The organism is Actinoallomurus oryzae (assembly GCF_039541955.1).
Classification (GTDB): domain Bacteria; phylum Actinomycetota; class Actinomycetes; order Streptosporangiales; family Streptosporangiaceae; genus Actinoallomurus; species Actinoallomurus oryzae.
The window spans coordinates 1-25659 of the sequence record NZ_BAABHF010000024.1; the positions used below are offsets into that span (position 1 = coordinate 1).

At 71.6% G+C, this 25659-nt stretch carries 25 protein-coding genes; 13 read left to right on the top strand and 12 right to left on the bottom strand.

Annotated elements, in window-relative coordinates; all coding sequences use genetic code 11:
• A partial coding sequence (locus ABEA10_RS21170; protein WP_345466375.1) for an RNA-guided endonuclease InsQ/TnpB family protein occupies positions 1–921 on the bottom strand: 921 nt, incomplete at its 3' end.
• 177 nt (positions 922–1098) lie between these two features.
• On the opposite strand from ABEA10_RS21170, the gene ABEA10_RS21175 reads away from it, so the two are divergent.
• From ABEA10_RS21175 to ABEA10_RS21195, 5 genes are all read left to right on the top strand, one after another.
• Positions 1099–2064, top strand: a complete 966-nt coding sequence (locus tag ABEA10_RS21175; RefSeq protein WP_345466377.1) for a carbohydrate ABC transporter permease — start codon at positions 1099–1101, stop codon at positions 2062–2064.
• Positions 2061–2936, top strand: coding sequence for a carbohydrate ABC transporter permease (locus ABEA10_RS21180; protein ID WP_345466380.1), 876 nt, complete (start codon positions 2061–2063; stop codon positions 2934–2936). Before ABEA10_RS21175 ends, ABEA10_RS21180 begins: the two co-directional genes overlap by 4 nt.
• Positions 2933–4345, top strand: a complete 1413-nt coding sequence (locus tag ABEA10_RS21185) for a GH1 family beta-glucosidase (RefSeq protein WP_345466382.1) — start codon at positions 2933–2935, stop codon at positions 4343–4345. Before ABEA10_RS21180 ends, ABEA10_RS21185 begins: the two co-directional genes overlap by 4 nt.
• A gap of 72 nt (positions 4346–4417) precedes the next feature.
• On the top strand, positions 4418–5443 hold the full coding sequence (locus tag ABEA10_RS21190) for a LacI family DNA-binding transcriptional regulator (protein ID WP_345466384.1): 1026 nt from the start codon (positions 4418–4420) through the stop codon (positions 5441–5443).
• A 4-nt stretch (positions 5444–5447) separates the two neighbouring features.
• Positions 5448–6788, top strand: a complete 1341-nt coding sequence (locus ABEA10_RS21195; RefSeq protein ID WP_345466386.1) for a serine/threonine-protein kinase — start codon at positions 5448–5450, stop codon at positions 6786–6788.
• A 61-nt stretch (positions 6789–6849) separates the two neighbouring features.
• On the opposite strand, the gene ABEA10_RS21200 is transcribed toward ABEA10_RS21195, so the two are convergent.
• Entirely contained in the window at positions 6850–7395 is a 546-nt protein-coding gene (locus ABEA10_RS21200; protein WP_345466389.1) for an NUDIX domain-containing protein, read from the bottom strand.
• A 134-nt stretch (positions 7396–7529) separates the two neighbouring features.
• Between ABEA10_RS21200 and ABEA10_RS21205 the strand changes: the two genes are divergently transcribed.
• A complete protein-coding gene (locus ABEA10_RS21205) occupies positions 7530–8387 on the top strand; it encodes a GNAT family N-acetyltransferase (RefSeq protein WP_345466391.1) in 858 nt (285 codons plus the stop codon).
• Between the two features lie 87 nt (positions 8388–8474).
• Complete coding sequence (locus ABEA10_RS21210) at positions 8475–9149, top strand: TetR/AcrR family transcriptional regulator (RefSeq protein ID WP_425550935.1); 675 nt, start codon at positions 8475–8477, stop codon at positions 9147–9149.
• A gap of 40 nt (positions 9150–9189) precedes the next feature.
• Here the strand turns inward: ABEA10_RS21210 and ABEA10_RS21215 are convergent, their stop codons facing one another.
• The gene (locus tag ABEA10_RS21215) at positions 9190–11319 is read right to left on the bottom strand and encodes an MMPL family transporter (RefSeq protein WP_345466393.1); all 2130 of its coding nucleotides are present in this window, start codon (positions 11317–11319) and stop codon (positions 9190–9192) included.
• A 113-nt stretch (positions 11320–11432) separates the two neighbouring features.
• Entirely contained in the window at positions 11433–11738 is a 306-nt protein-coding gene (locus ABEA10_RS21220; protein WP_345466395.1) for a Dabb family protein, read from the bottom strand.
• A gap of 341 nt (positions 11739–12079) precedes the next feature.
• Here ABEA10_RS21220 and ABEA10_RS21225 point away from each other — a divergent pair, with 341 nt between their 5' ends.
• Entirely contained in the window at positions 12080–12751 is a 672-nt protein-coding gene (locus ABEA10_RS21225) for an endonuclease V (protein WP_345466397.1), read from the top strand.
• Here the strand turns inward: ABEA10_RS21225 and ABEA10_RS21230 are convergent.
• Positions 12738–14372 (bottom strand): penicillin-binding transpeptidase domain-containing protein, encoded by a 1635-nt coding sequence (locus ABEA10_RS21230; protein WP_345466399.1) that lies wholly within the window; start codon positions 14370–14372, stop codon positions 12738–12740. The genes ABEA10_RS21225 and ABEA10_RS21230 overlap by 14 nt on opposite strands.
• 125 nt (positions 14373–14497) lie before the next feature.
• Between ABEA10_RS21230 and ABEA10_RS21235 the strand changes: the two genes are divergently transcribed.
• Positions 14498–15262 carry a glucose 1-dehydrogenase gene (locus tag ABEA10_RS21235; RefSeq protein ID WP_345466401.1) on the top strand — a complete coding sequence of 255 codons (765 nt, stop codon included), beginning with the start codon at positions 14498–14500 and terminating at the stop codon, positions 15260–15262.
• On the opposite strand, the gene ABEA10_RS21240 is transcribed toward ABEA10_RS21235, so the two are convergent.
• Genes ABEA10_RS21240 through ABEA10_RS21250 form a run of 3 tightly spaced genes read right to left on the bottom strand, consistent with a single transcriptional unit; the run spans position 15256 to position 18209 of the window.
• Positions 15256–15972, bottom strand: coding sequence for an HAD family hydrolase (locus ABEA10_RS21240; RefSeq protein ID WP_345466403.1), 717 nt, complete (start codon positions 15970–15972; stop codon positions 15256–15258). The genes ABEA10_RS21235 and ABEA10_RS21240 overlap by 7 nt on opposite strands.
• A gap of 3 nt (positions 15973–15975) precedes the next feature.
• Positions 15976–16779 carry an MBL fold metallo-hydrolase gene (locus tag ABEA10_RS21245; protein ID WP_345466405.1) on the bottom strand — a complete coding sequence of 268 codons (804 nt, stop codon included), beginning with the start codon at positions 16777–16779 and terminating at the stop codon, positions 15976–15978.
• On the bottom strand, positions 16776–18209 hold the full coding sequence (locus ABEA10_RS21250; protein WP_345466407.1) for an MFS transporter: 1434 nt from the start codon (positions 18207–18209) through the stop codon (positions 16776–16778). The genes ABEA10_RS21245 and ABEA10_RS21250 overlap by 4 nt, the downstream gene beginning before the upstream one ends.
• A 100-nt stretch (positions 18210–18309) precedes the next feature.
• Here ABEA10_RS21250 and ABEA10_RS21255 point away from each other — a divergent pair, with 100 nt between their 5' ends.
• The gene (locus tag ABEA10_RS21255) at positions 18310–19089 is read left to right on the top strand and encodes a DeoR/GlpR family DNA-binding transcription regulator (RefSeq protein ID WP_345466411.1); all 780 of its coding nucleotides are present in this window, start codon (positions 18310–18312) and stop codon (positions 19087–19089) included.
• Positions 19090–19169: 80 nt separating this feature from the next.
• Positions 19170–19703, top strand: coding sequence for a PadR family transcriptional regulator (locus tag ABEA10_RS21260; protein ID WP_345466413.1), 534 nt, complete (start codon positions 19170–19172; stop codon positions 19701–19703).
• 109 nt (positions 19704–19812) lie between these two features.
• On the opposite strand, the gene ABEA10_RS21265 is transcribed toward ABEA10_RS21260, so the two are convergent.
• The gene (locus ABEA10_RS21265) at positions 19813–19995 is read right to left on the bottom strand and encodes a hypothetical protein (RefSeq protein ID WP_345466414.1); all 183 of its coding nucleotides are present in this window, start codon (positions 19993–19995) and stop codon (positions 19813–19815) included.
• Positions 19996–20307: 312 nt separating this feature from the next.
• Here ABEA10_RS21265 and ABEA10_RS21270 point away from each other — a divergent pair, with 312 nt between their 5' ends.
• The gene (locus tag ABEA10_RS21270; protein WP_345466416.1) at positions 20308–21720 is read left to right on the top strand and encodes a helix-turn-helix domain-containing protein; all 1413 of its coding nucleotides are present in this window, start codon (positions 20308–20310) and stop codon (positions 21718–21720) included.
• On the opposite strand, the gene ABEA10_RS21275 is transcribed toward ABEA10_RS21270, so the two are convergent.
• Positions 21717–21923, bottom strand: coding sequence for a DUF397 domain-containing protein (locus tag ABEA10_RS21275; RefSeq protein ID WP_329256649.1), 207 nt, complete (start codon positions 21921–21923; stop codon positions 21717–21719). The two genes, ABEA10_RS21270 and ABEA10_RS21275, sit on opposite strands and share 4 nt — an antisense overlap.
• A 161-nt stretch (positions 21924–22084) precedes the next feature.
• Between ABEA10_RS21275 and ABEA10_RS21280 the strand changes: the two genes are divergently transcribed.
• A complete protein-coding gene (locus ABEA10_RS21280) occupies positions 22085–22735 on the top strand; it encodes an enoyl-CoA hydratase/isomerase family protein (protein WP_345466420.1) in 651 nt (216 codons plus the stop codon).
• Positions 22736–22900: 165 nt separating this feature from the next.
• Here ABEA10_RS21280 and ABEA10_RS21285 read toward each other — a convergent pair whose 3' ends face one another.
• Positions 22901–23710: a phosphotransferase gene (locus ABEA10_RS21285; protein ID WP_345466422.1), complete on the bottom strand. Its 810-nt coding sequence runs from the start codon at positions 23708–23710 to the stop codon at positions 22901–22903.
• A 55-nt stretch (positions 23711–23765) separates the two neighbouring features.
• Positions 23766–25370 (bottom strand): esterase-like activity of phytase family protein, encoded by a 1605-nt coding sequence (locus ABEA10_RS21290; RefSeq protein ID WP_345466425.1) that lies wholly within the window; start codon positions 25368–25370, stop codon positions 23766–23768.
• Between the last annotated feature and the right edge of the window lie 289 nt (positions 25371–25659).

Consider the following 25659-nt stretch of genomic DNA (forward strand, 5'->3'; position numbering starts at 1 on the left):
GGACTTCGCGGCGGCGCCGTTGGGCAGGTGGCCGCCGCCGCCGTCCGGCTTGGGTGCTGGCCGTTTGGTCATGTTGGTGACCTTGAGCGCTTCGTGCGCGATCACGTCGTGGTCGCGGACCAGCCTCAGCGCGGCCTTGTGTGCACTGTCGAGGCGTTGCCGCCGCACCTTGGCGTGCAGGGCGGCGACGCGGGCGACGGCCTTACGCCGCCGCCTACCGCCCCGTTTCTTGCGGGCGAGGTCACGCTGTGCCGCCGCGAGACGGCCGCCGGTCACGGCGAGGTGACGCGGGTTGGCCAGATGCCGGCCGTCACTGGTCGTCACCAGGGACGCGACTCCCATGTCGATCCCGGCGACCGTGCCCGTCACCGGCAATGTCTCGGCGGGCACGTCGTCACACGACAGCACGACGAACCAGCGGGTGCCTTCCCGCTTCACGCTGATCGTCTTGACGGTGCCCAGCACACGCCGGTGCCGGTGGACCCGCACATGCCCGATGCCCTGCAACCGCACGTAGGTCGCGGTCGGGTGGTGGGGCCGGGAGTCCCATCGGCACCCGTCGCCGTCCTTGGGCCACTCGACCGTGTCGAACCAGCCCCGCCCCTTGAAACGCGGGAACCCCGGCGTACGGCCTGCCTTCACGCGGTCGAAGAACGCACGGAACGCCTTGTCCAGCCTGCGGAGCGTGGCCTGCTGGGAAGAGAACGACCACCGGCCCTGACCATCAAGGTCGTCGGCGCGGATGTGCTTCAACTCCGCCGACTGATCGCCGTACCGCACCCTCACCCCGGCTTTGCGGCAGGCCGTACGGCGGTGTTCCAAAGCGGCGTTGTACAACTCCCGGTGGTCCTCCAGGCACTGCGTGAGCGCGACGGCCTGCTTGCCGGTGGGGCGCAGCAGGAACTTGAACGACCTGCGCACACCCACCCCCTCACGCTTGGTAACGACAACACCACGCTATCGACTCGCACCGACAAAAACCGCAAGGAAATCTATGATGCGCAGACCTGACAGGCCAAGACACACCCGGGCCCTGGCGGCCCGCCCGCTCCCGATCCCCCCGTCGCCCAAAGGCAACGGTCCCCGCGGGAGACGCTGATGGCTCTCGACGTGCGGCCCACCGCACCGGCCGGCGCCGCAGTCGCGCCGCCGGGACGGCGCCGCCTGCGGACCAGGCTCTCCCGGCTGGACGTGTCGCTCTCGCCGTACCTGTACATCTCGCCGTTCTACCTGCTGTTCCTGGTGTTCGGGCTGTTCCCGCTCGGCTACACGTTCTGGGTCTCGCTGAACCACTGGGAGATGATCGGCGGCCACGAGTTCATCGGCCTGCGCAACTACACGCGTCTGCTGACCGACGACCAGTTCTGGAACGCGGTCGGCAACACGTTCGGCATGTTCGTGATCGCGACGGTGCCGCAGCTGCTGCTCGCCCTGCTGCTGGCGAACGCGCTGAACCGGAGGATGCGGACGCCCACGTTGTTCCGCATGGGCGTGCTGCTGCCGCTCGTCACCTCGGTCGCGGCGGTCGCCATCGTCTTCACCCAGATGTTCGGCCGCGACTACGGCATGGCCAACTGGGTCCTGCACTTCTTCGGCGTCCACAGGATCGACTGGCAGGCGAACAAGTGGTCCTCCTGGCTGGCCGTCTCGACCATGGTCGACTGGCGCTGGACCGGCTACAACGCGCTGATCTTCCTGGCCGGCATGCAGGCGATCCCCCACTCCCTGTACGAGGCCGCGGCGATCGACGGGGCGTCGCGCATGCGGCAGTTCTGGCGCATCACCGTGCCGCTGCTGCGGCCCACGATCGTCTTCGTCACCATCACGTCCACCATCGGGGGCCTGCAACTGTTCACCGAGCCGCTGCTGTTCAACAACGGCTACATGAACGGCGGCTCGCTGCGGCAGTCGCAGACCGTGGCGATGTACATGTTCGAGAACGCCTTCCAGCGCTTCCAGTACGGCTACGGCTCGGCGGTCGCCTGGATGCTGTTCCTGCTGATCCTGATCTTCTCCCTGTTCAACTTCCTGATCATCCGCCGGCTCGCGGGAGGCGAGAAATGAAGACCTTCGTCGCGCGCCGTACGCGGGCCGCCGTGGCGGGCTCGGCGCGGCTGTGGCAGGCGAGCCCCCTCACGTACGTGGTGCTGATCTTCGCCATCGTGCTGTCGGCGTTCCCGCTGTACTGGATGTTCGTCGTCGCCACCCGGACCAACGACGTGGTCGGCGCGGTGCCGCCCCCGTTCATCGCCGGGCAGCACCTCGGCGACAACATGCGCCGGCTGTTCGACAACGAGCAGGCGCACTTCGCCAAGGCCCTGGTCAACTCCGCGATCGCCTCCGCCGTGGTGGCGCTCTCGACGGTGTTCTTCGCCTCGCTGGCCGGCTTCGCCTTCGCCAAGCTGCGCTTCCGCGGGCGCAACGCGCTGCTGCTCGTCATCGTCGCCACGATGATGGTGCCGGTGCAGATGGGGATCATCCCCCTCTACATGGTGATGGTGCACCTGCACTGGACCGGCAAGCTCCAGGCGGTGATCGTGCCGTTCCTGGTCACCGGGTTCGGCGTCTTCATGATGCGCCAGTACGCCTCCCAGGCCGTGCCGGACGAGCTCATCGAGGCCGCGCGCGTCGACGGCGCCTCGACGTTCCGGATCTTCTGGAGCGTCGTGCTGCCCGCCCTGCGCCCGGCCGCCTCCGTGCTCGCCCTGTTCACGTTCATGCAGACCTGGAACGAGTTCATCTGGCCGCGCGCGGTGCTCAACCCGGACAACCCGACCGTGCAGTACTCCCTCGCGCTGCTCAACAGCGCCTACTTCAACGACTACACGCTGATGTTCACCGGGACCGTCGTCGCGACGATCCCGCTGTTCGTCGTCTTCGTCGTCTTCGGCCGCCAGATCATCGGCGGGATCATGGAAGGTGCAGTCAAGGCATGACAACTCAGCCATCGCAGGCGGAGACGCTGCTCGGCTTCCCGGCGGACTTCGTGTGGGGCGCGGCGACCGCCGCGTACCAGATCGAGGGTGCCGCCGCCGAGGACGGCCGCGGGCCCTCGGTCTGGGACACCTTCGCGCACACTCCCGGCACCGTGCTCGGGGGCGACACCGGCGACGTCGCGGTCGACCACTACCACCGGTTCGCCGAGGACGTCGCGCTGATGTCCTCGCTCGGGCTGACGGCGTACCGCTTCTCGGTCTCCTGGCCCCGCGTGCAGCCCGGCGGCTCCGGCCCGGTCAACCAGAAGGGCCTCGACTTCTACCGGCGCCTCGTCGACGCCCTGCTCGAGGCCGGCATCCAGCCGTGGCCGACGCTGTACCACTGGGACCTGCCGCAACCCCTTGAGGACGCGGGCGGCTGGCCGGAGCGGGAGACCGCGTACCGGTTCGCCGAGTACGCCGCGCTCATGCGTGAGGCCATCGGCGACCGGGTCGTGAACTGGACGACGATCAACGAGCCCTGGTGCGCGGCCTTCCTCGGCTACGCCTCCGGGGACCACGCGCCGGGCCGCCGCGAACCCGAGGCGTCCGTACGCGCGGCGCACCACCTGCTGCTGGGCCACGGGCTCGCGGCGCAGGCGTTGCGCGGCGAGGGCCGGCGGGTCGGCGCCGCGGTCAACCTGTACGCGGTGTCCCCGGCGAGCGAGGCCCCGGAGGACGTCGACGCCGCGCGCCGCATCGACGGGCTGCAGAACCGGTTCTTCCTCGACGCCCTGCTGCTCGGCCGCTATCCCGAGGACGTGCTCGCCGACGTGCAGCCGTACGACCTCGGCGTGCGGGAGGGCGACATGGCGATCGTCGGCGGGCCGATCGACCAGCTCGGCATCAACTACTACAACCGGTTCTTCGTGACCGGCCGCGAGGGCGCGGCACCGGCGATCACCTCGCCGTTCGCGCAGGCGTCGCCGTGGCCGGGCAGCGAGCACGTCGGATTCGTCCAGGTCGGGCGGCCGGTGACCGCGATGGGCTGGGAGATCGACGAGTCGGGCCTGGCCGAGGTGCTGACGCGTGTGGGCACCGAGTACCCGTCCGTCCCGCTGTACGTCACCGAGAACGGCGCCGCCTTCGACGACGTCGTCTCGGCCGAGGGGGTGGAGGACCCCGACCGGATCGCCTACATCGAGGCGCACCTGCGCGCGTGCCACTCGGTGATCACCGCCGGTGTGCCGTTGCGCGGCTACTTCGCCTGGTCGCTGATGGACAACTTCGAGTGGGGATGGGGGTACGCCAAGCGGTTCGGCCTGGTGTACATCGACTTCGCCACGCAGGCGCGCATCCCCAAGAGCAGCGCCCGCTGGTACGCCTCGGTGATCGAACGAGGCGGCATCGACCTGTCACCGGCAGAATGAGTCCGTGAGCGAGCGCAGCGAGCGAACCATCAGGCACAGCAACCTTGTTCACAGCCCGGCGAAGGAGGGGCTGTGAACGGACGTACGCAGGGTCGGCCGACGCTCGAGGCGGTCGCGGCACGGGCCGGTGTCGGCCGTGGCACCGTCTCTCGCGTCGTCAACGGGTCGCCCAAGGTCAGCCCGGAGGCGCGTGAGGCGGTGCTGCAGGCCATCGAGGAGCTGGGGTACGTCCCCAACCGGGCGGCCCGCACGCTGGTCACCCGCCGCACCGACACCGTCGCGCTGTTCGTGTCGGAGTCGGAGGAACGCGTCTTCGGCGAGCCGTACTTCGCCGGGATCATCCGCGGGATCAGCGCGGGGCTGTCCGGCACCGGCCTGCAGCTCCTGCTGGCCATCGCCCAGTCGGCCGACGACCACCGCCGGTTCGAGCGGTACCTGACCGGTCAGCACGTCGACGGCGTGCTGATGGTGTCGCTGCACGGCGGCGACCCGCTCCCCCGGCATCTGGAGGACAGCGGCGTGCCGACCGTGCTCGGCGGCGCGCCGGTCGGCGTCGATCCGGTGAGCTGCGTCGACGCCGACAACCGGGGCGGCGCCCGGCTCGCGGTCGAGCATCTGATCGGGCTCGGCCGCCGGCGGATCGCCACGATCACCGGATCGCAGGACATGCGCGTGGGCGTCGACCGCCTCGACGGCTACCAGGACGTCCTGTCGGCGGCCGGGCTGCCCTCGCTGGTGGCCACCGGCGACTTCAGCGAGGAGTCAGGCGAGCGCGCGATGCGCGAGCTGCTCGCGCGTTCGCCGGACCTGGACGCCGTGTTCGCCGCGTCGGATCCGATGGCGGTCGGCGCGATGCGGGTGCTCAAGGAGCAGGGGCGGCGGATCCCCGGCGACGTCGCGCTGGTCGGGTTCGACGACTCGGCCACCGCGCGGCACACCGACCCGCCGCTGACCTCGGTGCATCAGCCCCTGGAGGCGATGGGCCGGGAGATGGCCCGGCTGCTGGTCGCGCGCATCCGCGGGGAACCGGTCGGGAACTCCACGGTGATTTTGGACACGCATCTCGTCACACGAGCATCCTCCTGTACGCCACACTGATCGTATGGACTCGCTCCTCGCCGGCAGATACCGGCTGCGCCGGCGGATCGGCACCGGTGGCATGGCGTCCGTATGGCTCGCCCGCGACGAAGTGCTGATCCGTCCGGTCGCGGTCAAGCTGATCGACCCGGAGCTGGCCCGCGACCAGGACTTCCGCGACCGCTTCCGCGAGGAGGCGCGCGCGGCCGCCGCCCTCTCTCACCCGAACATCGTGACCGTGCACGACTACGGGGAGTCCGATGGCACCCCGTACATCGTGATGGAGCTGCTCACCGGCGGCACGCTCGACGCGTGTTTCCCGGTGCCCGATGTCGAGCGGGTGATCGGCGAGATCGCCTCCGCCCTGGCCGCGGCGCACGCCGCCCGGATCGTCCACCGCGACATCAAGCCGACCAACATCTTCCTGACCTCCGCCGGGGTGAAGGTGCTCGACTTCGGCATCGCCGACGACGAGCGCATGGGCACCCCGGCCTACCTCCCACCGGAACACGACCTGTCGCCGTCGGCGGACGTGTACGCCCTGGGCGTGGTCTGGTTCGAGGCGGTGAAGGGGCGCCGGCCCGAGGCCGGGGAGACCCTCGGCGGGCTGCAGGAGCGCTGTGTCGCCGCGGCGGCGCCGGACCGGCCGTCGGCCGCCGAGATCGCCGCGGCGCTGGGAGTGGACACCGGTGCCGAGGAGGTGCTGGGCGCCGAGCGGACCGCGGCGTACGAGGCGGCCGCCGCCTACCGCGCCCTGGCCCCCGCCGAGCCGTCACCGCGCCGGCGTACGCGCACGCTCACCACCGCCCGGCGGCCCGCCGCGCACGACGGCACGCACGGCCGGCTGCTGCTGGTCGCGGGCGGCACCACCGTCGCGACCGTCGCCGCGGTCGGCCTGCTGCTCGGCGGCTCGGCGTTCCGCCCGGTCGCGGCGCCGGGGAACGCACCGGACGCCTCTCCGTCGCCGGCCACGCTCAGCGCCTCGCCGGAGCGCACCGTGACGGGCGCCTCACACCCGTCCTCGAAGGCGGTCCAGCAGCGGTCGGGCCGTCCCGTCACGCCGAGTGCGACCGCGTCGGCCACGTCACCGGCTCCGGGCGCCACCCCGCCGGGCGCGATCGACGCGCTGACCCGGATGCGCCGCACCGTCGACGAGGGCCTGGCGGCCAGCGAGGTACGCGCGGACGTGGCGGTCGACCTGGACAACCTCATCGGCAACCTGCTGGCGGAGATCGCCGCGGGCGTGAACGTCGACGTGAACCAGCGGGTGAACGAACTGCGCCGCAAGATCGTCCAACGCGCCCGCGAGGGCGGCCTGGCGCAAAAGCGCGCGGACGCGCTGACCCGCACCCTGACCGCCCTCTGAGGGGCGCATCCGGCGCGGAGCACAGCGGAGTGCCGGATGCGCCGCTCAGATCCGCAAAGAGTTACCGACGTGCCTCTGAGGCGTCCCCGCGCAGGAGGAGGCGGGCGTAGGCGGCCACGGTGAGCGCGTCGACGATCTCCTCGGTCCGCAGCATCCGCTCGAACTCGGCCCGGGAGAACCACTGCTGCCGCATGCCCTGCTCCTCCGGCTCGCGGTCGGGCTCCCCCGCGGTCAGGCCGGTGGCGAGGAACACGTCGCAGTTCTGGCTCGTCAACCCGGGCGCGATCGCGAACGAGCCGAGCCGCTCGATCGTCGCCGCGCGGAGCCCGGTCTCCTGGGCCAGCTCGGCCCGTGCCAGCTCCTCCGTGGTGGTCTCCCGGTCGTCGGGCCAGGTGCCCTGCGGGAACTCCCACGACCGGCGCGACAGCGCGTACCGGAACTGCTCGACGAGGTGGAATCCGTCGTTCTCCATGGGAACGATGAGCGCCGCCGTGGGCTTGTCCACCACCCCGTAGATCCCCGGCGAACCGTCCGGGTGACGGATGGCGTCCTCGCGGACGGACATCCAGCGGTTCCGGTAGACCTCTCGGGTCGCGATCTGAATCATGCGTCCACGATGCCATGAGCGTCCGGCCCGCGCCGTCCACGCGGACGTCTCTCCCCGCGACCTTCTCGCGACACAAAGTGGATCATGTTGGCGAGTTCCCAGCGAACACACGGGGTGAAACGCAACTATGAAGTATGAACTGGGGCACAACGTCGGATGTCGCGCGATTTGACGCGATCGCGGGTGACTTCCTGAGATCGCGGCCGGTCGAGAACACCGTTCTCGTCACGGTCCTGGAGGCGCTCCGCGCCCGGGGCGCGGCGGCGTACGGGGACACTCCCGCCGTGCTCGGTTCCTGGATGCCGCCCGGGGGCTGCGTCTCCGGTGCGTTCGTCCACACCCCGCCCTTCCCGATGCTGCTCAGCCTGATGCCGCAGCAGGGCGTCCGTGAACTGGTGCAGGCGCTGAAGGCCGCCGGGCGGCCGCTGCCCGGCGTGACCGCGCGCCGCGAGATCGCCGAGGACTTCGCCATCCGCTGGCGCGTGGCGACGGGCACGGACTTCACGGTCTGGGAACGCCGGCGGCTCTACCGCCTGGACCGGATCCGGCCGGCCTCGGCGTCCGGCCGCGCCCGCCCGGCCGCGCCCGCCGACCGGGACCTGCTGCTCGCCTGGTACCACTCCGCCGAACGGGAGATACGCGAGCGCCCCGGCGACCACGGCGCCGCGGTCGACGACCGGATCGGGTACGGCGGTCTCACCCTGTGGGAGAGGGACGGCGTCCCGGTCTCCCTCGCGGGCCGTACCCGGATGGTCGCCGGCATGGTGCGGATCGCGCCCATCTACACCCCGCCCGAACACCGGGGCCACGGCTACGGCGCGGCGGCGACCGCCGCGGTGAGCCGGGCCGCCGTCGACGCCGGCGCCGAAGAGGTCGTGGTCTTCGCCGACCTCGCCAACCCGGCGGGCATCGCCGTCCACCAGCGCGTCGGCTACCAGCCGCTGGACGACTACCTCGTCATCTCCTTCGGCACCGGCCGCCGGCCCCGCTGACCGGGCCGTTCTCGCCGGGCGTCCGGCGTACGGCAGGCCCTCTCGATGATCGAGCAAACGGTTGGGTACACGGGCCATAATGGCACCGTGGTGAGCGCGGGTAAGGACAGCGGGCCGCATCGGGGTGGCTCGGGAGGCTCGGGCGGCGGTCGGCGCCGGGGCCGGGGTTCGTCCGTACTCGCCTCGGAGCGCCGGGAACACCTGGTGCGGCTCGCCGCCGAGCTGTTCGCCGAAAAGGGCTACCAGGCCACGACGGTCCGCAACATCGCCGACGAGGCGGGGATCCTGTCGGGCAGTCTCTACCACCACTTCGACTCCAAGGAGTCGATCGTGGACGAGATCCTCTCCTCCTTCTTCGACGAGCTCAACGCCGCCAACAAGGCGGTGCTCGAAGGCGGCGGCGACCCGCATACGGTCCTGGCCGAGCTCGTGCGCAACTGCTTCCGCACGCTCGTGCCCCACCGCGCGGCCGTCATGGTCATGCAGAACGACTGGAACTACCTCCGCCAGTTCGACCGGTTCGACTACCTGGCGCGGGCGGAGGAGGAGACCGAGCGGCTGTGGGTCGGCCAGATCAGGCGAGGTCAGGAGACGGGCCTGTTCCGCGACGACATCGACGCCCGGCTGACCTACCGGATGATCCGCGACACGATCTGGGTGGCGGTCCGCTGGTTCCATCCGGCCGGCCGCCTCGACGCCGAGCGGGTCGCCGACCACTACATCGCGGTCCTGTTCGACGGCATCTCCACCGGCCCGCGCTGAGCCACTGCCCGGCGCGGGCCGATACCTCCTTCTTCCTTCGCTACGACCGCACCGGCAGGTCCGGCGTCCGCACGGAGGGCGGGCCGGGTTCGACGGCCGGCAGGATCCGGGCCAGCCAGGCCGGCAGCCACCAGTTCACCCGGCCGAGCAGCTCCATCACCGCCGGCACCAGCACCATCCGCACGACGGTGGCGTCGATCAGTACGGCGACGCCGAGGCCGAGGCCGACCTGCTTGACCGCGATGTCGCCGACCAGCAGCACCGACAGGAACACGCAGACCATGATGGCCGCCGCCGCGGTGATCACACGGGCGGTACGGGCCAGGCCGCGGGTCACCGCGGTCCTCGTCCCGGCGCCGAGGTCGTACTCCTCGCGGACCCTGGAGATCAGGAACACCTCGTAGTCGGTGGAGAGCCCGAACAGGATCGGGAACATGAACAGCGGCACCCACGGCGTCACCGGCGTTGCGGCCGGGAAGCCGAGCTGGTGACCGAGCCAGCCCCACTGCACGACCGCGGTGAGCACGCCGTACGCCGCCGCGATCGACAGGAGGTTCATCACCGCGGCCTTCACCGCGATGGCGACCGAGCGCACGAGCACGAGCAGCAGGAGCAGGGACAGGCCCACCACGACGACGATCAGCCAGGGCAGGCGCGCGCGTACGGAGTCGGAGAAGTCGATCGTGCCGGCGTTGGGCCCGCCGATCAGCACGCCGCCGCCGGCCCGGGGCACGACGGTGTCGCGCAGCCGGTGGACCACACCCGGCGTGGCCGCGTCCTGGAGCCCGGTCCGCGGGTAGGCGACGAACATGGCGGCGGCGCCGTCATCGCTGGTCCTCACGGGGCTCACGGACGCGACGCCCGGCGTACGGCCGACCGCCGTGGCGACGGTGCGCGCGGTGGCCGGCGAGCGGGAGACGAACACCAGCGGCGCGTCGTACCCGGGTCCGAAGCCCGAGGCGAGGATGCGGTGCGCGGCGTACGCGCTCGTGTCGTGCGGGCGGCTGCCGGCGTCGCTGAAGCTCAGCCGCATCGACAGCGCCGGGGCCGCGAGCACGAGCAGCAGCAGCGTCGCCGCGGTGCCCGCGATGACCGGGCGCCGCTGGATGACCCCGGCCCAGCGCTCGGAGAGCGGACGGCGTCCGCTCCGCCGGGCCAGTGCGGGCACGCGGAACCGGTCGATCCGCCGGCCGGCGAAGCCGAGCAGCGCGGGCAACAGCGTCACCGCGGCGATCATGGTCATCAGGACGGTGAGCGAGGCGGCCACGGCCACCGCGCTCAGCAGCCGCTGCTGTACGACGAGCAGGCCCAGGAGCGCGACCACCACTGTCGTGCCGGCGAACACGACCGACCGGCCCGCCGTCGCGATGGCCGTGGCCGTGGCGTTCTCGGGATCGGCGCCCTCGCCGAGGGCCTCCCGGTAGCGCGTGACGATGAACAGCGCGTAGTCGACGCCGACGCCGAGGCCGATCAGCCCGGCCACGATCGGGCTGAATGACGGGGCGGGCAGCACGTGGCCGAGCAGCGAGATGCCGGCCAGGCCCGTACCGATCCCGAAGATCGCGGTGACGATCGGCAGCCCCATCGCGAGCAGCGAGCCGAATGCGATGAGCAGCACGATCACCGCCGCGAGCAGGCCGATGCCCTCGGTGGGGCCGCCTCCCGGGGTCTCGGCGTCGGTGACCGCGTCGCCGCCGAGGGCGAGCGTCAGCCCGTCTCCCGAGGCGTCGCGCGCCTGGGCGATCATCTTGGTCACGCCGGCCGTGGGCATCTCCGCGGAGGTCCGGTCGAGCTGGATCGGGGCGAACGCGGTGCGGCCGTCCGGCGAGACCTGGGAGGCCACGCGGTACGGCGAGCTCACCGAGGTGACGTGCGGGCCGTGGGACAGCTCGCCGATGACCCGCTCGACGCGGGGCCGTACGGAGGCGACGCCGCGGTCGGCGTGGATCGCGAGCGTCAGCGTGTCGCCGTTCTGCCGCGGGAAGTGTTCTTTGATCAGGTCCTGCGCCTGCGTGGACTCGGTGCCACCGCCGAAGACGTTGTCGGCCGGAGCCGAGTAGCCGAACCCGGCCGCCATCACCGCCGCCGCGCCGACGATCCAGAGCAGCAGGACGCGGCGCCGGCGGCGATGACACAACCGGGCCAGCCGGACGAGCGGGCCGTCATGCACGGGAGTCTCCTCTTCGTCTGCCGGCCCCCAGACTCCCGTTTCCGGCACGCCCGAGGCGTCATGCCCGCGATGACACCTCGGACCGGTGCGTACTCCGCGAGGAGTACGGCCGTCTACGGCTCGAGTACGTACTGCACCGCGTGGCGTTCGGCGGTGATCGGGTTGATGACCTCGTCGACGATCGCGCGGTGCGTCGGGTTGTCGCGGTAGACGAGGTAGGCGTCGCGGTCGGCGAAGTCGGCGACCACCGCGAAGTCGAAGTTCCCGGCGTTGATACCGGCGTCGCGACCGAACGCGTAGGCCCGCAGCTCGGGGATCGCGCCGGGCAGCTCCCTGAGCCGTTCCTCGACGGTCTTCTTCTGCTCCGCGGTCGCGTCGTCGCGCCACCGGAACACCACGACATGCCGAAATCCGGACACAGAGCCTCCTTCACTACAGAACGTTTCCGCACCCGACCTTACGGAAGCCGTCCGACGGCCGAAGGGGCGGCCCGGTGGAACCGAGCCGCCCCTTCATTCACCGAACTGTCAGGTCCAGGACACTCCGCCCATGGCGCCTTCCTCTCCCCAGATCTTCACTGTGACCCCGCCCCCTGATGCGATGATCTCCTGAAAACGAGGTTAGAAGCTCGCGACCCAACTTGAAATACGTTATTTGACCTATTTTGACCCAAACACGACGCGCATTTACTATTTCACGGACGGTCACAGGTAACAGACGCCCGGATTTCCGTCATGCCGGATACGGGTAGCGTGCCCTCGTGAAGGTAGCGGATCTGCATCCCTGGCCCAAAGTCGCCGAGGAGGCCCTGGCCATCCAGGACCGCCTCCGTCCCCTCGCCGACCTGGCCTCGGCCGGCCCGCGGACCGTGCGCACGGTGGCGGGTCTGGACGTCGCGTACGCCGACGACCGGCTGGCGGCGGCCGCGGTCGTGCTCGACGCCGAGACCCTCGAGGTCGTCGAGGAGACGACCGCGCTCGACCGGCCCGGCTTCCCCTACGTCCCCGGATTGTTCGCCTTCCGTGAGCTGCCGGCGCTGGTCGGCGCGCTGCGCGCGCTGAGCGTCACGCCCGACCTGCTGATCTGCGACGGCCACGGCCTGGCCCACCCCAAGCGGTTCGGGCTGGCCTGCCACCTCGGAGTGCTGACCGGACTGCCCTCGATCGGCGTCGGCAAGACCCGGCTGGTCGGCGACTACGACGAGCCCGGCACCGAGCGCGGCGCCTGGAGCCCGGTCAGCGACGGCGGGCAGGTGGTCGGGCGGGCGCTGCGCACGCAGACTCGCGTGCGGCCGGTGTTCGTCTCCGTCGGCCACCGCGCGGACCTGGACACGGCGTGCGCGATGACCCTGCGGCTGACGCCGCGCTACCGCCTGCCGGAGACGACACGCCGGGCCGACCACCTGTCGCGGGCGACGCTCAAAGCGCGTTGAGGAAACGTCGGGCGATCGGCGCGGCGGCCTTGGAGCCGAACCCCCCGTCCTCGACGACCATGGCGAACGCCACGTCACCGCGGAAGCCCATGAACCACGCGTGGGTCGGCGGCTCCTTGCCGTTCTTCCCGGAGGCGTACTCGGCCGTGCCCGTCTTGCCCGCCGTGCCGGCCGGCAGGCCGGCGTCCTTGGCGGTGCCCGTCGTCACGACCGCGCGCATCATGGTGGCCAGCTCGGAGCGCAGCTTCGAGTCGAGCCGGCCCGCCTTGGCCTTCTGGGAGATCTGTGGGTCGGACACGAAGACCGGCGGATGCCAGGTGCCGCTCGCGATACCCGCGGCCACCCCGGCCATGCTGAGGGCGTTGGCCAGGTCGCGTCCCTGCCCGAACCCGGCGACGGCCATCTCCGAGGTGCTCGTCGGCGACGGGAAGCTCCCCGCCGTGACGCGCATGCCGGGGTCGATCTTCTGGTTGAAGCCGAAGAGATTTGCGGCGCTCGACAGCCGGGACGGGTTGAGGCGCTTTTGCGTCTGCAGTGCGAAGGCGGTGTTGCACGACTGGGCGAGCGCCTCGGTGAAGGTCATGCTGCCGGACTCCTCGCCTTCGGAGTTGTGGATGACCTGACCGCCGACGTTCGCGGTCTTGGGGCACTCCACCGTGTCCGAGGGGCTGAGCCCGCTGCGCAGCAGCGCGTACGCCGTGACCACCTTGAACGTCGAACCGGGCGGATAGGTGCCCTGCAACGCGCGGTCGAAGCCGCCGGGGTAGTTGGCGACGGCGAGGATCCGCCCGTCGGACGGGCGGATCGCGACCATGGACGTCGGCTTGGTCTGCCCCTGCAGGGCCGCCGAGGCGGCGCTCTGGACGTGTTGGTCCAGGGTCGTCTTCACGTCGCGGCCCGCCTTGCCGGCGAAGCCGCCGACCTTCTTGACCGGGTGGTTCGACGCGTCGGCGACGATGACCGAGGCGGAGGGCGTGCCGGCGAGGCGGTCGTTGAACCGCTGCTGGATGCCCGACTGTCCGACGACGTCGCCCTTGCTGTGGGACGTGCCGAGCTTCTTGGCCTGCTTCTCGGTCAGCGGCGCGGTGGTGCCGACGATCTGCTGCACCGAGCCGGAGACGCCGGTGCCGTCGATCGGGCTGCCGTCGGCCGCGAGCACCCGGGCGCGCCTGGGCCACCGGTAGGTGATCGTCATGTGCTGCCCGCTGTGCAGGTCCGGGTGGATGCTCTCCGGTGACCAGGCGACCTTCCACTCGCGATGGTCCGTCGTCAGCCGCAGCCGCCCCTGGTAGTGCCAGGTGCCCATCGGAAGGGTGAGGTCGGCGGCGAAGGCGACCGTCGCGTGGCCGCCCTGCTTGGTCACGGCGCCGGGCTCCGCGCGTACCTTCGTGACGCCCAGCCCCTTGCGCAGCGTCTGGTACTGCTGGTCGAGGTCGGGCGGGGGCGCGAGCGTCTCGCCGCGCATCGCGGTGGCGTCGCCGCGCTCCCACGCGGACAGGAAGGCCCGCGCCGTCGCCGTCGGACTCCCCTTGGTTCTGAGCAGCAGATAGGCGCCACCCGCAGCGCCGAGGACGACCACCGTCCCCGCCGCGATGGACGCCCACAGGATCTTGTGTCGCACGAGTTCGTGACACTCCCCCGGATGTCTGGTCTGATCGGTCATCGTAGTGTCTGGCGCCGCGGGGCCGGATGTCCGGGCGTCCGCCCTCCGGCCTCGTTCGGACGTTCGACCAGATGAGAGGTGCCATGGGCAGGCTTGAGGGCAAGACGGCGCTCATCACCGGCGGCGCGCGTGGCATGGGCGAGGCGCACGTCCGGCGTTTCGTCGCCGAGGGCGCCCGCGTGGTCTTCGGCGACCTGCTGGAGGAGGAGGGCGGCCGGCTCGCCGAAGAGCTCGGCGACGCGACGCGGTTCGTCCGGATGGACGTCACCCGGCCGGACGACTGGCAGGCCGCCGTCGACACCGCGCTGGCCGCGTTCGGCGGGCTCGGCGTGCTGGTGAACAACGCCGGGATCCTCCGGTACGGGCGGATCGAGGACATGTCCCTCGACCAGTTCACCCGGATCATCGAGGTGAACCTGGTCGGACAGTGGCTCGGGGTGAAGTCGGTCATCGGTGCGATGAGGACCGCGGGCGGCGGCGCGATCGTCAACGTCTCCTCCACCGAGGGCTTCGTCGGCGCCACGGGCCTGGCCGCCTACAGCGCCAGCAAGTTCGGCGTACGGGGCCTGACGAAGGCGGCCGCGCGGGAGCTCGGGGAGTACGGCATCCGGGTCAACTCCATCCACCCGGGCGCCATCCTCACGCCGATGGTCACCGAGGACGCGGCCCTGGTGTCGGCCAAGGCCGAGAGCGCCGACGCGTTCCTGCGCGCGCTGCCGCTCGGGCGGATGGGCACACCGGAGGAGATCCCCGCGCTCGTGGTCTTCCTCGCCTCGGACGAGGCGACGTACTGCACGGGCGCCGAGTTCGTGGTCGACGGCGGAATGCTCACGGGGGCCGGTTACTGACCGGCGTGGCCGGGGACCGGCGACGGGAGGATGGCGGTGAGGGCGGCCCGGAGGTCGGCCAGGTCGTCGAGGACGGCGTCGGGGCCGGCGGCGGTGAGGTCGGCACGTGACGTGATGCCGGTGGCGACCGCGACGACGCGGACGCCGTTGGCACGGGCCGCCTCGATGTCCAGGACCGAGTCGCCGACCAGGACGGTCGGGGTGGCCGTGCCGGGGCCGTAACGGGCCTCGGCACGGGATCGGGCGACGGGCACCAGGCTGGGGCGGTGCTCGTCGTCGGTGCCGGTCGCGGCGACCCGCAGGTCCAGCGGCGGCGCCAGGCCGAACGCCGCCAGTTTGAGCCGGGTGGTGGCGGCCTGGTTGCCCGTGAGCACCGACTGGACCGCGCCGGGCGTCCGGTCCAGTGCCTCCACCACCGCGCGGACGCCGGGCAGCAGCCGCCCGCGCGACGCCATCCGGGGTCGTTCCGCCGCGAGCCGCTCCACCTCGAGGCGCAGCGCCTCGGGCAGCAGGCGCTCCGCGGTGGCCGCGTCCGCGCCGTACTCCCGCAGGATCGCGCGCAGGATCTGGCGGATCGTGCGACCCGGTACGACGTGCACCGGCCGTGGTGGCACGCCCAGCAGATCACCGCAGAGTGTGAACCACACCTCCCGATCGAGCGTGCCGGCGTCGAGCAGGGTCTGGTCGATGTCCCAGAGCACGAGCGTCATCGGCTACCGCGCCGCCCGGACCGGCACGACCAGCCCGGCGCGGGCGGCCGTCACCGGTACCGCACCGGCCGCCGCCCGGGCCGCCTCGAACGACTCGGCGTCGTCGTACCCGAGCAGGTGGCTGACGACCAGCCGGCCCACCCCGGCCGCGGCGGCCAACTTGCCGGTGAGCTCGGCGGTCAGGTGGCCGTGCTCGGACAGCATGGCCGGGTCGGCGTCCAGGTAGGTGGCCTCGCAGACGAACACGTCGGCGCCGGTCGCGGCGGCCAGCACGCCGTCGCACCAGCCGGTGTCGGACGAGAACGCCAGCGTCCGGTCGCCCAGCGCGAAGCGCAGCGACGCGCTCGGCACCGCGTGCCGGGCCTCGAACGCGGTCAGCGTGATGCCGTCCGCGACCGCCACCTCGGTGCGGCCGTCGCGCTCCAGCGGCCGGATGTCGAAGGCGGTGGCGAGCGGCCGGCCGACCACCGGATCGGTCGGCACCGCCACCCACTCGTCCAGCGCGGCCAGCGTGCCGATGCTGTCCTCGGGTGCCCACAACGGGATCCGGGCCGGCGGCGTCTTCGTCAGCAGCCGGGTGAAGGCCAGCGGCACCACGTCGAACATGTGGTCCTGGTGCAGGTGGGTGAGCACGACCCCGTCGAGCCGGTGCTCCAGGCCGCGCGACACCAGCTCGGTGACGATGCCCGGCCCGCAGTCGACGAGGACCGTCGAGCCGGCGTGCTCCACCAGGTAGCCGGAACAGGCCGAGTCCGCGTCCGGCCGGCCGGCCCGGAAGCCGAGCACCGTCAGTGTCGTGTCGTTCACCGATCCTCCTCGGTCGTGAATGCCACCAGTCCGGGACTCGCGGCGGCGGGCGCGGTACCGCCGAACACGCGGCGGGCCCCGGCGGTCTGCTCCAGGCTGCGGTTCTTGGTCTCCGGCGCCAGCAACACGGTGGTCACCAGGCCGAGCAGCCCGGCCGCGACGAACAGCCACAACGCTCCGCTCACGCCCCACGCGTCCACCATGTCGGGGAAGACGAGCACGCCGAGGATCGCGCCGAGCCGGCTCACCGCGGTGCCCAGGCCGGTGCCGACGGCGCGCAGCTCGGTCGGGAAGAGCTCGGTGCAGTAGACCATGTCGAGCGTGCCCGGACCCATGTTGGAGAACAGGATCGCCATCGCGAACAGCACCACGATCAGCGCCAGCGCCGGCGCGTGGACCAGCGCCAGCACCACCAGCACCGCCGTCTCGCCGGCGAACGCCGTGATCAGCACCGGCCGCCGGCCCCACGAGTCGACGAACGCGAGCGCGATCGCCGCGCCGACCACGCCGAGCAGCGCGATGATGGCCGATCCGAGGTACGCGGCCAGCTGCGTCGAGCCGCCCAGGCCGGTCAGGATCGTCGGGCTGTACATCTGGATCCCGTAGTACGCCACGTCGTGTGCGAACCAGAACACGCAGACGAAGATCGTGGCGCCGGCCAGCCCGCGGGCGAACAGCCGCCGCCACGAGGCGCTGCCGGCGGCGGTGGGGCGGTCGGGCTCGACCTGCGGCTCCGGCAGCACCACGTCCTCCGGCGCGACCGCCGTACCGCTACCGGACACCACCTTCGCGATGACCCGCCGCGCCTCGTCGTGCCGGCCCTGCGCGATGAGGTACCGCGGCGACTCCGGGATGCTGGTCCGGAACGCCAGCGTGACCAACGCCAGCACCGCGCCGACGAGTAGCATCCAGCGCCACGCGGTGGGGCCGATGGGCAGGAACGCCACGCCCACCAGGTAGGCGGCCAGCGCGCCGACGTTCCACATCAGGCTGAGCGCCACGACCAGCCGGCCGCGGTCACGCACGGCACCGAACTCCGCGGTCAGCGACGACGAGATCGGATAGTCGGCGCCGAGGCACAGCCCGAGCAGGAAGCGCGCGGCGATCAGCTCCCACACGTTCTGGGACACCGCGGCCAGTGCGGCGAACACCACGAAGCCGATCAGGTCGACCAGGTACATCTTCTTGCGGCCGAGCCGGTCGGCGATCCGGCCGAAGACCAGCGCGCCGACGAACATTCCGACGATGGCCGAGCAACTGGTGACGCCGGACGTGAACGGGGTGAACGTCCACGACTTCTTCAGCACCGGCAGCGCGACGGCGATCACCGTCAGATCGAAGCCGTCAAGGAACATGCCGATCGACGACAGCAGGGTGAGCTTGCGGCGGAACCCCGAGAGGTCCGCCAGGTCGAGGGTGGTGGCCGCCATATCCGGGTCTCCGTCCGGTAGGCCCTCCGACTGCGAATTATCAGTCTGGACCGAGAAGTTACCATCAGCGAAGTTAAAATCAAGGTGGTAATTTCATGGCATGAGAAGCCGCAAGGACCCGGCGTCCCGCCAGCAGGACCTGGCCGAGCACATCCTGCGGGTCGGCACGGCCACCGCCCAGGAGCTGGCCGATCGCTTCGGCGTCAGCCTCGTCACCGCCCACCGCGACCTCGACGAGCTGGCCAAGCGCGGGCTGGTCCGCAAGTTCCACGGTGGCGTGACCGCCCAGCCGTCCAGCGTCTTCGAGAGCAACGTGACCTACCGGCGCCAGCTGGCCGTCGCGGAGAAGCGGGCCATCGCGCGCGCCGCGGTGGAGCTGATCGAGCCGGGCATGTCCGTCCTGCTCGATGACTCCACCACCACGCTGGTGCTGGCCGAGCTGGCCGTCGACATCGACCCGCTCACCGTCATCACGAACTTCGCGCCGATCATCCAGCTGATGATGGGCCGCAAGAACATCCGGCTGATCGCGCTGGGCGGTGAGTACAACGAGGCGCATGACGCGTTCCTCGGCTCACCGTGCACCGCGTCGGCTCGGGCGCTCCACTCCGATCTCGGCTTCTACTCGTTCGCCGGGGTCTCCGACGGCGGTGTCCACCACCAGGAGCAGGAGATCGTGGTGACCAAGCGGGCGCTGCTGTCCGTCGCCACCCACCGCGTCCTGCTCGTCGACCACGCCAAACTCGGCCGCACCGCCCTGCACCGCGTCGCCGACCTCGCGGACTTCTCCCGCGCCATCACCGACCACGCCGCCCCGCCCGACGCCCTGGCCACCCTCACCGACCACGACGTCCCCACCACGGTCGCCGACGCCGGCTGACCGGGCGGTCGGACTCGACGGTCGGCCGTCGGCCGTGGTCCGGACATGGGCCAGGATAGGCGTCGGCGGAGAGGAGCCCCGTGGCCGACCATCGGATGACCGCGACGTCATACCTCGTACTCGGACTGCTGTCCGACGGTCCCGCGACGAGCTACGAGCTCAAGCGCAAGGTCGCCGTGAGCATCGGCAACTTCTGGGAGTTCGCGCACTCCCAGCTCTACGACGAACCCGCGCGCCTGGCCGACGCCGGGCTGGTCGACGTGGAGACCGAGCCGGGCGGCCGGCGCCGCCGCACCTACCGCATCACCGCCGCCGGCCGGGACGCCCTGGCCGACTGGCTCGCCGCGCCCACACCCGACCGGACCGACGTGCGCGACCCCGGCCTGCTCAAGCTCTTCTTCGCCAGGCACGCCCGGCCCCGCGACATCCGTCACCTCGCGATCGACCAGCGTCGTTCGCACCGCGAGCGCGCCGATGAGTACGAGCGGATCCACCAGGCGTTCGGCGGCTCCATCGACCGGTGGCAGCTCAAGTCGCTCGAGCTCGGCATCCGCTACGAGCGCACGGTCGAGGGCTTCTGGGCCGAGCTGCTCGACGACCTGCCGGAGACCTGAGCACCGCGGCGTACGACCGGCCCCGGCCGGGTCGCTCAGCCAACCCGGCCGCTCAGACATCGCGACCGCTCAGCCAACCCGGCCGCTCAGCCGCTTCGTCCCCGGTCGCTCAGCCGCCCCGGTCGCGCGGGCTCGCGGCGACCGCGACCCCGTACGCCTCGGGCGGCCAGGCGCCGGGCTGGGCGCAGGTGCACAGGCCGTGGACGGTGATCGCCTGCGCGCGGACCACGGTGTACTCCGCAGGGTTCCGCGCCGGGCGCACCCGATTGCAGGTCAGGCACAGCAAAGCCATCTCCCCCCTGCCCGCGACCCGCCACCGGGAATGCCCCTCTCCCTGAGGCACCCCGGCGGCGGGCGCTGGCGCGGCGCGCCGGACCCGTCCCCTCAAACGGCTCCGGGCGGACCGCCGTCGTGCGGCTGCGTCCGGGTGAAAGTCGTCACCCGCCGTGCCGCGACACGCACACTAGGCGACACCGGGTTGCAAACACGTTGCACTCACTCGATAGCAGCATGTGACAAATACCAGGTGAAGGTTTTACGTATTGGGTTGCAACCTGAGCCGTCGGCACGGATGCTCATAAGACCACAGCCCATGGAGACGCCCTTGACGCGGAGCAGTGACGCACGCGATCCGATCGCCGACCGTGGCCGACACGCCCCCGGCGACGCCCCCAGCCCCATGGTCACCGACTCGTGGCGGCGTTCGCTCGCCGCGGGCGTCGATCCCGGCCTGGCGTCGGCTCCGCTGGTGTTCGACGCCGACATGATCGCCGGCGTACGGCGGTCCCACCCGCTCGACCGGCACCTGACCATGCTGCGCGAGGCCCTGCGCGGAATGGCCGACGCGTCCGCCCACCTCATGGTGGTCACCGACGCCGACGGTCACGTGCTGTGGAGCGAGGGGCCGCGCACCGTACGCCGCCGGGCCGACCGCATCGGCCTGGCCGAGGGGTTCCGCTGGGCCGAGGATTCGGTCGGCACCAACGGCATCGGCACGGCGCTGAGCGTCGGCGGGCCCGTGTGCATCCAGGCCACCGAGCACCTCGTCCGGGTTCTGCACACCTGGTCGTGCGCTGCCGCGCCGATCACCGACCCCGACACCGGCCAGGTGATCGGCTGCGTCGACATCAGCGGCACGAAGAGCGCCCTGCACCCGGCCGTCGTCGCGCTCGCCCAGGCGGCGGCCCGGCTGACCGAGGCACAGCTCACGGTCGAGATGCACCGCCGCGACGAACGCCTGCGCGCCCGGCACCTCCACCGCCTCCGCGGCGACACGCGGGTGCTGGTGACGACGACCGGGCGGGTGCTGGCGGCCGACCCCGACCGCTGGCGCGACCGGCGAATCGTCATTCCGGAGGCGGGGCGGGTGACGCTGCCCGACGGCCGCAGCGCGATCGCCGAAGACCTCGGCTCGGCGTTCCTGCTGCGCACGGTCGAGAGCGGACGGCCCTCGCTCAAGCTGCGGCTGCTCGGCGACCAGCAGCCGTGCGCCGTCCTCGACGGCCGGCGCATCCCGCTGTCGCTGCGCCACGCCGAGCTCCTCGCACTGATGGCCCTGCACCCGCGCGGCCTGACGTGCGAGCAGTCCTCGTTCCACCTCTACGGCGACGAGGGCAATCCGGTGACGGTGCGCGCGGAGATCCACCGGCTGCGCGGCCAGCTCGGTGACGTGGTGCGGGCCAAGCCGTACCGCCTCGACTGCGACGTGGAGGCCGACTTCCTCAACGTGCGACGGCTGCTCGGCTCGGGCAACGTCGCCGGCGCCGTGCGTCTCTACGCCGGGCCCTTACTGCCGCGCTCGGAGTCGAAGGCGATCAAGATCGAGCGTGACGACCTCGGCAACCAGCTGCGCCGGCAGCTGCTGCACCGCGGCGACGTGGACGACCTGTGGGCCTACGCCCAGACGGGCGACGACGACCTGGAGATCCTCGGGCGGCTCGCCGCCGCGCTGCCACCCGAAGATCCCCGCCGGGTGGCGGCGCAGCTGCGCGAACACCGGGTGCTCTCCGACGGCTAGGAGTTCTCGACCATGTCGTCGAACTCGCCGTCCTTGACCCCGAGAATGAAGGCCTCCCATTCGTTCGGGGTGTAGTAGAGCGCGTCGCCGTCGGGCTTGCTGGAGTCGCGCATGACGACCATGCGGTCAGCGTGCTTGTGCTTGATCGGCACGTCCTTGCCGTCGACGAACAGGATCTCGACGGCCCCGGATTCCTCGGTCATGCGGGCCTCTTCTGTTTCGGGGAAGACGGGCGCCGGCGTCATGCCGCAGGTCGCCCCGGGGCCAAGGCTATAGTCCGCGCGCTCTCGCGGCGGGAAGAACGAGATGCCGGCCCGATCCTCTACAGTTACCCACGGGTAATAACGATGCGAGAGAGGTCACGATGATCGATCTGCGGCGCGAGGGCGACGTGTACGTCCTGCGGTTCGACGACGGCGAGAACCGCTTCAGCCCCGAGTTCCTGGACGCGCTGTCCGCGGCCCTCGACGAACTGACCGACGCACCGGCACCCAAGGCGCTCGTGACGACCGGCACCGGCAAGTTCTACTCGAACGGCCTCGATCTGGACCGGCTCGGCGCCGACGCCGACCAGTGGGGCCCGTACCTCGATCGCGTGCACGGCCTGTTCGCCCGGATGCTGACGCTGCCGATGCCGACGGTCGCGGCGGTCAACGGGCACGCGTTCGCCGCCGGCGCGATGCTGTCCCTGACCCACGACTACCGCGTGATGCGCGCCGACCGGGGATGGTTCTGCCTGCCGGAGGTGGACCTCGGGCTGCCGTTCACGCCCGGCATGAGCGCGCTGATCCAGGCGCGGCTGCCGAAGATCACCGCGCACGAGGCCATGGTCACCGGCCGCCGGTACGGCGGCGAGGACGCCGTCGCCGCGGGCATCGCCCACCGGGCGGTTCCCGAGCCGGAGGTCACCGCGACCGCGCTCGCCCTCGCCGCCCCGCTGGCGGCCAAGGACGGCGCCACGATCGCCCGGATCCGCGCGGAGCTGTACCGTCCCGCCCTCGATGCCCTGGCGTAAGCCTTTACAAAGCATTTCCGGTAGATATAGTAGGCATTGCGCCCGGCGCCTCAGCGGCAGCCATCGCTTCGCCGGCGCGGCACACCGTCTCGAGGGGTCCTCTGCGCGTCCGGACCGAGACGGCGAAGGACCGGTCCCGGGTGGCAGCGGGACCGGTCCTCGCGTTCAGGCGCCGAGCAGCGCCAGCAGGCGCCCGGCCTGGCGTACGGCGGTGCCGGGCGGGTTGCGCGGGTGCCGTGGATCCTCCGACAGCACGGACAGGAACCAGAACAGCGCCAGCAGCCGCCGGCACTCACGGAGGCGCGCCGTCTCCGCGGACGTGAGCTCGAACCGCGACAGAAGCGCCGACGCGTCGAGACCGTCATCCACCCACACGCTGATGTGCTCGACCACCTCGGCCAGCTCGTAGGCGCGGTCGCTCCGCCCGGAGTACTCGAAGTCCACGACCCGGACCCGGTCGCCGTCCCACAGGTAGTTGGCCAGGTTGCCGTCCCCGAGCCCGAAGACCGGCGTGAGCTCGGCGGCGAAGACCTCATCCAGCCGGGGACGGGCGACCCAGCCGGTGACCTCGTCGAAGGCCCGCGCCACGACCGGGTCCTCGCCCGGCGGCGGTCGCCGTGCGCACTGGCCACGCAGCCGGCGCAGGGCGACCAGGGGGTGGAGCAGCCGGGACGGCAGGCCGCGCAGGACCGGCTCGGGGATCGCCGTCTGGACCGCGGCGACCGCCTCGGCGAGCCCGTCGACCTGGACGCCGGTCAGCCGGCCGGCGAGCGGTGTCCCGTCCAGGCGCGCCATCGTCACGCTCGGCGGGTCCGCGTCCAGGTCGGCACGTACCGGCGTGGGCGCCAGCCCGGGCGCGTGCTCGGCGAGCAGGGCCAGCGCGCGCCACTCGCGCCGGTGTTCGTCCTGGTCCCACCGGCGGAACCGCTTGACCACCGTCGTGGCGCCGACCTCGACCGCGTGTGTGCTCGCCATCTCTCGTCCCGCTCGACCGGTCCGGCCACGGACCGCGGCCGGACGGCCGCCGATGCTACCGGGCGGTGACCCTGATGGTCACGGTCGCCGTCCGCGTCGCGGCGGGCAGCCGAGTCGTGTCGATCGCGAGGTACTCGCCGTCGTCCTGCGCGCCGTTCGGCAGCGTCTTGGCGTGCAGCCGGAACGGCGGCGTGTCGCCGGTGACGCCGTCCACGCCGAAGTCGTTGTCGTTGCTGACCACGATCGTGCGCCCGCCGTCGGTGGTCGCGACCCCCTCGACCTTGTCGTGGCCGAAGAAGCCGCCGCTCGGGTCGAGCCGGGTCAGCAGCGCGCCCAGGTCCAGCCCCAGCGACTTGCGCACCGGCGTGATGCCCACCTCGGCCAGGTCGGCCCGCGACTGGGCGGTGTCGTCCTTGCCGACGTACGCGTCGATGCTCCTGCCGCCGGCGAGCAGGCCGCCCCTTGCCGCGTCGTACGTGGCACCGGGCACCGAGGCGGAGGGGCCGACGTCGGTCGCGCCGGCCAGATCGATCGTGAACAGCTTCTTGTAGGCGTCCGGCTCGAAGCCGCCGTCGCGCTCGTCGACGAGGAACCGGGTGCCGCCCAGCGCGGTGATCTCGCTCACCGCGCCGCTGTTGTCCTTGGGGTCGTCGAGCAGGTAGACGTACTCGTGCGTCGCCCGCGTGCGCAGGTCATAGGTCACGATGCGCAGGGTGGTGACGTTCCCCGGCTTGGCGGTGACGTCGGGCTGCTGCAGCGCCGACTGCATGATGCCGACCAGCGTCCGGCCGTCCGGTGTGACCGTCAGCCCCTCCATGCCCTTGTTCGGCACGCGGTTCGCCAGCTCGCGCGGGAGGGAGCCGTCGAAGGGCGACAGCCTCCGGGTCGCCCGTCCGCTCCGGTCGAAGTGCGTGATGAACGGGCCGTACTCGTCCGACACCCAGAACGTCCCGTCGGGCATGGCGACCAGGCCCTCGGAGTCGTAACCGGACTCGTTCGGCGCGAGCGCCTCGCCGTTCAGGTCGACGAGCTTCTCACCGGTGGCGGCCTCCGGGTTGACGCGCCCGGTGTACGGGGTGCCGTCGGCCTCCCTGAGCGGTATCTTCCGCTCCAGCGTCGCCTTCCCGCCGGCGAGCCGGAACCGGCCGATGGACGGCGTGAAGCCCGGTAGCGGGAGGATCTTCTCACCGTCCGGGCCGTCGACGTTCGGGCCGCGGTCGGTCAGGCCGTAGTACTCGTCACGCGAGCCGGGCACCGGGGCCAGCGACGAGCCGTACGCCCCGCCGGTGATCCTCACGCCGCCGATCGTGGCGAGCGGCGGGAGGTGCGTGGGGTACAGCCGGACGGCGTCGGTCACCGTGTAGGTGAACGTGTCGGTGCCGGTGAAGCCCGCGGCCGGCGTGTAGCGGAAGGTCCCGTCCGGATTGAGGCTGAGCGAGCCGTGTGCCGGCGAGGTGTGCGAGGTCAACGTGATCGGGTCGCCGTCGTCGTTCCGGAACAGCCCCGGTGCGCTCAAGGTGTGACCGGCGCGCACGCGGTAGGTGTCGTCGTGCGGCGCGAGCGTACGGCCGTGCGCGGGCGCGGCTCCGGCGGTGCCGCCGAGTGCGAGGGACAGCGCCACGACGGTGGTGGCGGCAACGGCGGTGTGCAGGCGATTCATCCGATCCTCCCCGGCTCGTCCCATGACGTGCCGACCGAGAAGTTTGATCAACGGCGGTGGACGGACATGGTCCGCCGGGCGGCCCGGAGGTTACTGACACACGACGCTTGGCTCCGTACGGCCTGGTCAGCGGCTGGGTCATTTGCGATGTGTTCGGTCTTTATCCCGTCACATGGTTGATGTACCCTCAGTGACGGAACCAGTACATTATGTTATTCGGGGCGACAGGGGGTGGCGCGGCTCATGGTGCACGCGCCGCCCGGCCCCACGATCTCCGATCGATGGCAGT

Excerpts from the sequence above, each read along its gene's own strand:
- ABEA10_RS21195 (WP_345466386.1), top strand. The coding sequence starts at position 5,448 with ATGGACTCGCTCCTCGCCGGCAGATACCGGCTGCGCCGGCGGATCGGC.
- ABEA10_RS21185 (WP_345466382.1), top strand. The coding sequence starts at position 2,933 with ATGACAACTCAGCCATCGCAGGCGGAGACGCTGCTCGGCTTCCCGGCG.
- ABEA10_RS21285 (WP_345466422.1), bottom strand. The coding sequence starts at position 23,710 with ATGGCGAGCACACACGCGGTCGAGGTCGGCGCCACGACGGTGGTCAAG.
- ABEA10_RS21235 (WP_345466401.1), top strand. The coding sequence starts at position 14,498 with ATGGGCAGGCTTGAGGGCAAGACGGCGCTCATCACCGGCGGCGCGCGT.
- ABEA10_RS21280 (WP_345466420.1), top strand. The coding sequence starts at position 22,085 with ATGATCGATCTGCGGCGCGAGGGCGACGTGTACGTCCTGCGGTTCGAC.
- ABEA10_RS21200 (WP_345466389.1), bottom strand. The coding sequence starts at position 7,395 with ATGATTCAGATCGCGACCCGAGAGGTCTACCGGAACCGCTGGATGTCC.
- ABEA10_RS21265 (WP_345466414.1), bottom strand. The coding sequence starts at position 19,995 with ATGGCTTTGCTGTGCCTGACCTGCAATCGGGTGCGCCCGGCGCGGAAC.
- ABEA10_RS21240 (WP_345466403.1), bottom strand. The coding sequence starts at position 15,972 with ATGACGCTCGTGCTCTGGGACATCGACCAGACCCTGCTCGACGCCGGC.
- ABEA10_RS21250 (WP_345466407.1), bottom strand. The coding sequence starts at position 18,209 with ATGGCGGCCACCACCCTCGACCTGGCGGACCTCTCGGGGTTCCGCCGC.
- ABEA10_RS21290 (WP_345466425.1), bottom strand. The coding sequence starts at position 25,370 with ATGAATCGCCTGCACACCGCCGTTGCCGCCACCACCGTCGTGGCGCTG.
- ABEA10_RS21255 (WP_345466411.1), top strand. The coding sequence starts at position 18,310 with ATGAGAAGCCGCAAGGACCCGGCGTCCCGCCAGCAGGACCTGGCCGAG.
- ABEA10_RS21175 (WP_345466377.1), top strand. The coding sequence starts at position 1,099 with ATGGCTCTCGACGTGCGGCCCACCGCACCGGCCGGCGCCGCAGTCGCG.
- ABEA10_RS21275 (WP_329256649.1), bottom strand. The coding sequence starts at position 21,923 with ATGACCGAGGAATCCGGGGCCGTCGAGATCCTGTTCGTCGACGGCAAG.
- ABEA10_RS21180 (WP_345466380.1), top strand. The coding sequence starts at position 2,061 with ATGAAGACCTTCGTCGCGCGCCGTACGCGGGCCGCCGTGGCGGGCTCG.
- ABEA10_RS21205 (WP_345466391.1), top strand. The coding sequence starts at position 7,530 with ATGAACTGGGGCACAACGTCGGATGTCGCGCGATTTGACGCGATCGCG.